The following is an 8035-nucleotide window of genomic DNA, read 5'->3' on the forward strand; positions in this document are numbered from 1 at the left end:
CCGGGAATCACCTCCAACGTGCCGGGTTACGTGGCACCGGCGGAGGGCGCCGGGACGTCCGAGATGCAGCGCATCGAGAGCGTCACCAACTACGAGATCAACCGTGTGGAGCGGCGGATCGTGATGGCCCCCGGGCGCGTCCAGCGCCTGTCGGTGGCGGTCTGGGTCGACGGGGAACTGGACGTCCTGCAGCGCCAGCGCACCGAGCAGCTCGTCGCGGCTGCCATGGGGCTCCAGCCGGGCCGCGGGGATCAGGTGACCGTGGAGGGTATCCGCTTCAGCCGGGCCGGAGTGCCCGGGCAGCTCGAGGCCGAGCTCCTGGCTGCGATGGGGAGACCCGAGGTGCAGGGGGTTGCGTGGTGGCTGATGGCGCTCGCCTTTGCCGTGGCGGTGGCCTGGTGGGTCAGCCGGCGCATGCGCCTCGCGCGCCGGCGCGTAGAGGTCACCGTGGGCGCCCCGGTCGTGCCTGAGGCGGCGGTGCAGGAGGCTCCCTCGCCGGCCGAGGTGGAGCGCAGACGGATGCGCCAGGAGATTGAGCAGCTTGCCAGGGAGAAACCCGAGGAGTTCGTGCAGCTGCTCCGCTCGTGGCTTGTGGAGGAGTCATAGGGCATGGCGGTGACGCGTACCGGTCACGGGCCTTACGTCCTGACAGGCAAGCAGAAGGCCGCGGTGCTCCTCATCGCTCTGGGGCCGGAAGTGTCGGCTCACGTCTTCAAACACCTCCGGGAAGACGAAATCGAGCAGCTCACCTTCGAGATTGCCTCGGTGCGGCGGGTGCTGCCTGAAGACCAGGAGAAGGTGATGATTGAGTTCCGGGAGATGATGCTGGCTCAGCAGTTCATCACCCAGGGCGGCATTGAATACGCGCGCGAGCTTCTCGAGAAGGCTCTCGGACCGCAGCGTGCAACCGACATCATCAAGCGGCTGACGGCCTCGCTCCAGGTGCGGCCGTTCGACTTCGCGCGGCGGGCCGATCCCCAGCAGCTTTTCAACTTCATTCAACACGAGCACCCCCAGACCATCGCGCTGATCATGGCTTACCTCCAGCCGGAGCAGGCGGCCGCGATTCTATCGTCGCTTCCGCCGGACCGACAGGTGGAAGTGGCGCGCCGTCTTGCCACTCTCGACCGCACGGCCCCTGACGTTCTCCAGGAGATCGAGGGCGCTCTGGAGCGAAAGCTCTCCTCCATCGTCATGCAGGATTACACCGTGGCCGGCGGCATCGACTCGGCGGTCGAGGTGCTCAACCGGGTGGACCGATCAACGGAGAAGACCATCATGGAAGCCCTGGAGGATCAGGATCCGGAGCTGGCCGAGGAGATCAAGAAGCGCATGTTCGTCTTCGAGGACATCGTGCTCCTCGACGACCGCTCCATCCAGCAGGTGCTGCGCGAGGTGGACAGCAGGGACCTGGCCCTTGCTCTGAGGACGGCCAGCGACGACGTGAAGACGCGCATCTTCCGTAACATCTCCAAGCGCGCCGCCGAGATGCTGAAAGAAGACATGGAGTACATGGGCCCGGTGCGGTTGCGCGACGTGGAGGAGGCGCAGCAGCGGATCGTCTCCATCATCCGGCGTCTGGAGGAAAGCGGGGACATCGTCATTGCTCGCGGCGGAAGCGAAGAGATCCTGGTCTAAGGCACACCGGCTGCTGAAGGCCGAAAGCGTTCAGCTCGCGCGTCCTGTGGAGGCGAGGCCTTCAACGCGCGCGGCGGACCTTCCGCCGGATGCGGCGCCCGCCGAGATGGACGCAGAGGCTGCCCTGGCGGCTCCGCCGCACACGAACGGCTCCGCCGTGCCCGCCGGCTCCCAGGTCCCGCCCCTTGAAATCCCCGCCGCTCCCGCCAACTCCGGGGAAGGCGGCCGCCGCCCGCGCCGCATGCGCCCCCGCCAGGCCCGCCGGTGGACCAGCTACCGGGAGCGTGCCCGGGCGATGGTGGCTCAAGCTCGGGCCGAAGCCGAGGGCATTCGCGAAGCTGCCCGGGAGGAGGGCTTCCGGGCCGGTTTTCAGCAGGGAGAAGAGGCCGGGCGCAGGCAGGCAGGCGACGAGGTGGCGCGCAGGCTGCAGGCCCTGGTGACCCAGATGCAGCGTGCTGTGGAGGAGGCCGAGGCCCGCCGGGATCGGGCGCTTCGCCAGTCGGGCGAGGACGCGGTGAAGCTGGCGCTGGCCGTAGCCGAGAAAGTGGTGCGCCGGCAGATCGCCGACGGGCCGGCCGTGACGGCGGCGGTTCTCGAGTCGGTCCTGAAGGACCTTCCGGTTGGGCTTGCGGGGCGTGTCGTGGCTCACCTCAACCCCGGCGAGCACCGGCTGCTGGCCGGATCGGAAGGGCTGCTTGCCCGCGTTGCCGGGCCTGTCCAGGTCGAACTCGTGGCCGACCCCTCCGTGGAGCCCGGCGGCTGCCACGTCGAGACCGAGATGGGGAGCATCGACGCGGGGCTCGAGACGCGGCTCGCCGGGGTCAGCCGTGCGCTTCTGGACGTGATGCGCCGTGGCACCTGACCTCATGGAACTCACGCGGATGCTCCCCGAGGTCACCGATGTTCGCTACACGGGCCGCATCAGCCGGGTCGTGGGGCTCACGCTGGAGTCGCTGGGGCCTTTTTGCCGGGTGGGGGACCTGGTCGAGGTGGAACGGCCCCGCTACGGCCCGCTGGTGGCGGAAGTGGTGGGCTTCAAGGACAGACATGCGGTTCTGATGCCGCTGGGAAGCGCAGAGGGCGTGGCGCCGGGGAGCACGGTGGTCTCCCGGCGCCGCCCGCTGGAGGCCCCCGTAGGAAAAGCCCTGCTCGGACGGGTGCTGGACGGGCTCGGGCGGCCCGTGGACGGCAAGGGCCCGGTTCCCATCGAGGCGGGTTACCCGGTCGAGCGGCAGGCGCCGGACCCGCTTCGCCGCCCCCGGATCACGCAGGCGATCTCCGTCGGGGTCCGCGCCATCGACGGTCTGCTGACGTGCGGCAAGGGGCAGCGGATCGGGATCTTCGCCGGCAGCGGCGTCGGCAAGAGCACGCTGTTGGGCATGATGGCCCGGGGCACCAGCGCGGACGTGGTCGTGGTCGCCCTTGTCGGGGAACGCGGCCGGGAAGTCCGGGACTTCATCGAGCGCGACCTGACTTCCGGCCTGGAGCGGTCCGTGGTGGTGGCCGCCACCTCTGACCAGCCTGCCATGGTGCGCCTCAAGGCGGCGTTCGTGGCCACGAGCATCGCCGAGTTCTTCCGGGACCAGGGCCTGGACGTGCTGCTGATGATGGATTCGCTGACGCGCTTTTCCTACGCGCAGCGGGAGATCGGGCTGGCCGCCGGCGAACCACCCACGACCCGAGGCTACCCTCCGTCCGTCTTTGCCATGCTGCCCCGGCTTCTCGAACGCGCCGGCACGTCCGATCGCGGCAGCATCACGGGTTTTTACACCGTTCTCGTGGACGGCGACGATCTGAACGAACCCATTGCGGACGCCTCCCGCGCCATTCTCGACGGGCACATCGTGCTGACCCGGCAGCTGGCCGAGCGCCAGCACTATCCGGCCATCGACGTTCTGGCGAGCGTGAGCCGCTTGATGCCGGAGGTGGCCGACCTGCAGCACCAGCAGGCCGCGGCGGCCATCCGGCGGCTGATGGCGACGTACCGGGACGTGGAGGATCTGGTCCACATCGGGGCCTACGTTCGCGGTACCAATCCGGCGGCCGACCGCGCCATCGACGCCCGGGACGCCATTGACCGGTTTTTGCAGCAGGGTGTCTTTGAGAAGGCCGAGTTCAAGGGCAGCGTGGAGGCGCTCAAGGAGCTCTCACGCCGCTTCGAGGGGCCGGGTGCTTCATGAAGCGCTTCCGTTTCCGCCTGGAGCGGATCCTGGGGCTGCGGCGCCAGACGGTGCAGCTCGAACGCATCCGCATGGCCGAAGCCATAGGGTTGCTTCGGGCAGCCGAGGTGGCTCTGGAAGCGGCGCGGCGGGCCCGGTCGGCGCAGCTCGTGGCGACGGGAGAACTCCTGCGGCGGGCGGGGGAAGTCGAGTCGGTGGACGGCGCGGTGCTGGCACGCGAACTGGTCTTGAGGGCGGAACTGGAACGGCGCACGGCGTTCTGGAGCGGCCGGCGGGCCCAGGCGAGCAAGGCGGCCGACGAACAGCGCGCTCGAGTGGTGGAGGCCCACCGAGGCGTGCGGGCGCTGGAGATCCTGCGGGCACGGCGCCGCGCGGAGTACCTCAAGGAGGCCGAACGGGAAGAGCGTCTGATTCTGGACGAAGCCGGTGCGGTGGGCTGGGTGCGGCGCCACCTGACGGGAGGGTAGCGACGGGCAATGCGCCAGCTCTGGTGGTCCCTTCTGGCGCTGGTGGCCTCCGTGGCGCTTGGCATCTGGATGCTGAGCTTCGCCGGGGTGATTGACATCGGCGGCGCCGTGTCCACACGGCTACGGCGGATGCCGGTGGTGGCCGATTATATTACTGCCTATCAGCGCGGCACGCAGCTTGAACAGAGCCAGGCCGAGATGGAGGCGCAGCTCGAGCGGCAGCGCCAGGAACTGGACAAGCGGGAGCAGGCGCTCCAACAGCGGTCCCAGGAGCTGGCGCGGCTGGAGAAGCAGCTCCAGGCCCGGGAGCAGGACCTGGCGCGGCGTCTCGCCGAGGTGGCGAAGCGGGAGCAGGAACTGGCGGGTGCGGCCGACCGGGAGAAGTACTACCGGGAGCTCATCGAGGCGGTGGCGCAGATGAGGCCGGAGCAGGCCGCCCCCATCATCGAGCAGCTTGACATGGAACTGGCGAGGCGGCTGCTTGGCTCCATGGAGCCGCGCCAGGCGGGGGCGATTCTGGGCCGGCTCGATCCCAAGTACGCCTCGAAACTCCTGGCTGCCATCAACGAGCTACCTTTGAACGATTCCCAGAAGCTCGAAGCCTCCTCGGGCGGGGCCACCACCTCCACGGCGCAGGCGGCGCCTTCGGGTGGACAGGCCTCTTCGGGGCGTTAGGGCTTCGGGGAAACCCACCGGAAAGGGGGTGAGCAGCGAAATGAGCTCACTTAGCATCCAGGCCGGGGCCACTCTGGCGAGTGGCGCAGGCCGGGGAACGGCGCTGAGCGGCACGCCGGCACCAGGCGGCTCGGCTGCTGTGCCATCGGAAAGCGCCGGCAGGCCGGAGTTCGCGGCGGTGCTGGCCGAGGCATCGGCCCTCCAGGCTCCGGCCGGGCAAGGCGAAACCGGCCGGCAGCGGACCGGTTCCGCCGCCCATCACGGCGAGGAGCCGCCTCCCCAGGCGGGCGACGCCGGCACAGGCGCCGAACGGCGGGACGTGCCGGTTGCTGTCGCCCAGGAACTGGCGCTGGCTGTTGCACCGGGGTGGGCGGCCGGGCTGCAGGCGCCACAAGCTGGGGGCGCATCAGCGCCGAACGCCGTGGGCGAGGTGCCTGTGACGCCGCTGCCGGCGGGCCCCGCTCCAGCGGGCACGGGCGTTACATCGGGGCTCAGCGGCTCTCCGGGGCCGGGCTTTTTCCAGGCGGGCTCGTCGCCTGCCGCGGCCCGGCCGGACAACCCGCTGCCGGGCGGCTTGGCGCCCCACTCGGCCTCGCCGTCAGGGGACGTGCCGGCTCTTTCTTCGGTGCTCCTCAACGGCCCCGCCGCGCAGGGGCTGATGGGGACGCAGGTGGCGTTCGGGCGGTTTGCCGATGACCCGGTCCGTTCGAACGTCGAGCCCTACCTGCGGGCGCTCGGGTGGAACGGGACCCGAGCGGGTTTCGACGGCGGTCGTGCACGAGGTCAAGCGAAGGCCGGCGCGGCGGCGGGCGCCTCCGGACAGCCGGGGCTCGCTTGGCCGCTCCTGGAAGGCCAGCACGGCACGTTGCCTGACGGGACGCCGGACGCCGGGGTGGACGTCACTACAGCTGCCGCAGCCGGCCGGGTTGGGCATGCGCCGCGCGTTCGGGTGGCCTCAGAGCCGCGCGCGGAGGGTGCCCTTATCGTTCAGGGAGGCGACGGCTCAGGGGTCCCGGGGAGCGGCGCGGGCCCGGGGCAGAGCCTTGCGCCCGCCGGGAGCGCGACGGAGCTTGCCCAAGCCATCCGAGCGGGCTCCACCCATGGGGCCGGGCTGGCTTCGGACGAGACCGCCGGGGCCCAGGGGTTCCGGGGAGCGACGGCCGAACCCGGTGCCGCGGTCGTGACCGGGCCGGATGGCCCGGGCAGCGCGCAGTCCGCGGTGCGCCAGTACACGGTCGCGCCGATCTCCCGGCCGGGTCGAGCCGCGGCAGAAGGCGGCACGACGGCATGGGACGGGGGTAGTCCTGATGGCCAGACGCCGGGCGGGGGAGGCCAGGCCCGGGCCTTCACCGGAGGTACGGCCCGCTCGAACGGCGCTGCACCGGGGGCACCCGCGGGCGGCGCCGGCCACGGCCTCCAGTTCGTATCCGATGCTGAAGGCCGGGCTCGCCAGGAGGAACCGGCGGGTGGTGCTCCCGATCGGGCTGTCCGGGCCCTGGTGAAGCAGGGCGGGCCCTCTGTAGCCGAACAGGGGGCTTTCGAAGCGGTCTCGGGTTCGCCGCACGTACAGGCGGGTGAGGATCCACAGACGTTCTTTCGCGAAGCGGCTCGGCTGGTTGCCTCCCACGTCACCCGGTGGATCGAGCAGGCCCCGTCAGCCGCCTACCGCCGGGGTGAAGTGGTTGCCGCCCGGATCGCGCAGGACGGCACCGAGATCCGGCTGCAGCTCCATCCCCCCGAGATGGGAGAGTTGAGGCTGGTTCTCAACTCCGAGGGCTCGCAGCTCACGGTGCACGTGGTGGCCCGGCAGCCGGACACGGGGCAGCTTCTCCGGCAGCACGCCGGCTTGCTCCAGCAGGCGCTGGAGCAGGCGGGGCTGCACCTCGCGGGGTTCTCGGTCGAGGTCGGGCACCACGCCATGGGCGGCCAGCACGCGCCGCTTCCGTGGTTCGGTTCGCAAGCCGGCGCTCCGGCGGGGGCGTGGGCCCGGCCGTCGGACGGCGAGTTGATGGCGACCGTTCGGGAGGAGCCCGCCTGGGTGCGGCTCGGGATGGCAGCGGTGGACGTGAGGGTATAAGGGGGTGAAAGGCGCATGATCGACGCTGTGCAGTCTCGCACCACGTCACAGTCGACGGCGGGGTGGCTTTCCGCCGGGAACCGGGTCAGCACGGAGGACTTCCTCCATCTGCTGACTACGCAACTCCGTTACCAGAACCCCCTCGAACCCATGAAGGAGACCGAGTTCGTCACGCAGCTGGCCCAGTTCAGCCAGCTCGAGGCCGCCCGCAATACGACCAACCTGGCGAGCCGGCTCCTGGAGCTGCAAATGCTGGGCGCGTCCGCGGGCCTTCTGGGGCGGCGGGTCGTGCTGCGTCCGGCGGGCTCGGACGAGTTCGTCAGCGGCGTGGTGGAGAAGGTCAAGGTGGTCGAGGGGACGCCCTGGCTCGTGGTGAACGGGCAGGAGTTCAACTTGAGTGACGTCGCGGAGATTCTCCGCTAAAGCGCACGCAGGACGCCTCAAAAGCGAGGTGAGTGGCGATGACGGCAGGCCCCGGTGAAGTCGGGCGAACGTACCCGGTTCGGCCGCACTCTCCCGCGCCGTCTACCCTACGCCCGGCGGAACCGGCCGGCCGGCAGGCGTCGTTCGGCCAGGTCCTGGACGAGGTGCTTGCCGAAGAGCAGGCGCTACGTTTCTCCGGCCACGCCCGGCGCCGGCTGGCAGAGCGCCGCATTGACCTCTCGGACGCCGCGCGGCGGCGCCTGGTTGAAGCCGTGGACCGGGCGCAGGCCAAAGGGGCGCGTGAAGCCGTCGTCATGCTGGACCGCCTCGCCTTCGTGGTGAGCGTCAAGAACCGGACCGTGATCACGGTCGCGGACGAGGCGCAGCTCAAGGAGAACGTGTTCACCAACATCGACAGCGTGGTGTTCGCCTGAACGAAGACAAACCAGGCAGGCCGGACCTCCGCCGGGAGGGGGCCTGCAGCGGCGGCCGCCGAACGACCGAGGCGGCCGCACCAGAACCCCGCCGGCGGGGCGCCCTCGGGCGCCCGCCGGCCGGAAGGAGGCAGGAGGTTT

The 8035-nt window shown here is 70.6% G+C and carries 9 protein-coding genes; all 9 read left to right on the plus strand.

What is annotated here, in order from left to right:
- A partial coding sequence (locus tag AB1609_11110) for a flagellar M-ring protein FliF C-terminal domain-containing protein (protein MEW6047014.1) occupies window positions 1–606 on the plus strand: 606 nt, incomplete at its 5' end.
- A 3-nt stretch (window positions 607–609) separates the two neighbouring features.
- Entirely contained in the window at window positions 610–1638 is a 1029-nt protein-coding gene (gene fliG / locus AB1609_11115; GenBank protein ID MEW6047015.1) for a flagellar motor switch protein FliG, read from the plus strand.
- 106 nt (window positions 1639–1744) lie between these two features.
- On the plus strand, window positions 1745–2500 hold the full coding sequence (locus AB1609_11120) for a FliH/SctL family protein (GenBank protein MEW6047016.1): 756 nt from the start codon (window positions 1745–1747) through the stop codon (window positions 2498–2500).
- Between the two features lie 4 nt (window positions 2501–2504).
- Window positions 2505–3818 carry a FliI/YscN family ATPase gene (locus AB1609_11125; protein ID MEW6047017.1) on the plus strand — a complete coding sequence of 438 codons (1314 nt, stop codon included), beginning with the start codon at window positions 2505–2507 and terminating at the stop codon, window positions 3816–3818.
- Window positions 3815–4285, plus strand: coding sequence for a hypothetical protein (locus tag AB1609_11130; GenBank protein MEW6047018.1), 471 nt, complete (start codon window positions 3815–3817; stop codon window positions 4283–4285). Before AB1609_11125 ends, AB1609_11130 begins: the two co-directional genes overlap by 4 nt.
- 9 nt (window positions 4286–4294) lie before the next feature.
- The gene (locus tag AB1609_11135) at window positions 4295–4960 is read left to right on the plus strand and encodes a hypothetical protein (protein ID MEW6047019.1); all 666 of its coding nucleotides are present in this window, start codon (window positions 4295–4297) and stop codon (window positions 4958–4960) included.
- A 40-nt stretch (window positions 4961–5000) separates the two neighbouring features.
- On the plus strand, window positions 5001–7037 hold the full coding sequence (locus AB1609_11140) for a flagellar hook-length control protein FliK (GenBank protein ID MEW6047020.1): 2037 nt from the start codon (window positions 5001–5003) through the stop codon (window positions 7035–7037).
- Between the two features lie 15 nt (window positions 7038–7052).
- Window positions 7053–7460, plus strand: coding sequence for a flagellar hook capping FlgD N-terminal domain-containing protein (locus AB1609_11145; protein ID MEW6047021.1), 408 nt, complete (start codon window positions 7053–7055; stop codon window positions 7458–7460).
- A gap of 38 nt (window positions 7461–7498) precedes the next feature.
- Window positions 7499–7894, plus strand: a complete 396-nt coding sequence (locus AB1609_11150) for a TIGR02530 family flagellar biosynthesis protein (GenBank protein ID MEW6047022.1) — start codon at window positions 7499–7501, stop codon at window positions 7892–7894.
- Window positions 7895–8035: the final 141 nt, after the last annotated feature.

The organism is Bacillota bacterium (assembly GCA_040754675.1).
GTDB lineage: Bacteria > Bacillota > Limnochordia > Limnochordales > Geochordaceae > Geochorda.

What these genes read in the sequence shown, in the direction of transcription:
- fliG (MEW6047015.1), top strand. Translation starts at nt 610, where the DNA reads ATGGCGGTGACGCGTACCGGTCACGGGCCTTACGTCCTGACAGGCAAG.
- AB1609_11120 (MEW6047016.1), top strand. Translation starts at nt 1,745, where the DNA reads ATGGACGCAGAGGCTGCCCTGGCGGCTCCGCCGCACACGAACGGCTCC.
- AB1609_11135 (MEW6047019.1), top strand. Translation starts at nt 4,295, where the DNA reads ATGCGCCAGCTCTGGTGGTCCCTTCTGGCGCTGGTGGCCTCCGTGGCG.
- AB1609_11140 (MEW6047020.1), top strand. Translation starts at nt 5,001, where the DNA reads ATGAGCTCACTTAGCATCCAGGCCGGGGCCACTCTGGCGAGTGGCGCA.
- AB1609_11130 (MEW6047018.1), top strand. Translation starts at nt 3,815, where the DNA reads ATGAAGCGCTTCCGTTTCCGCCTGGAGCGGATCCTGGGGCTGCGGCGC.
- AB1609_11145 (MEW6047021.1), top strand. Translation starts at nt 7,053, where the DNA reads ATGATCGACGCTGTGCAGTCTCGCACCACGTCACAGTCGACGGCGGGG.
- AB1609_11125 (MEW6047017.1), top strand. Translation starts at nt 2,505, where the DNA reads ATGGAACTCACGCGGATGCTCCCCGAGGTCACCGATGTTCGCTACACG.
- AB1609_11150 (MEW6047022.1), top strand. Translation starts at nt 7,499, where the DNA reads ATGACGGCAGGCCCCGGTGAAGTCGGGCGAACGTACCCGGTTCGGCCG.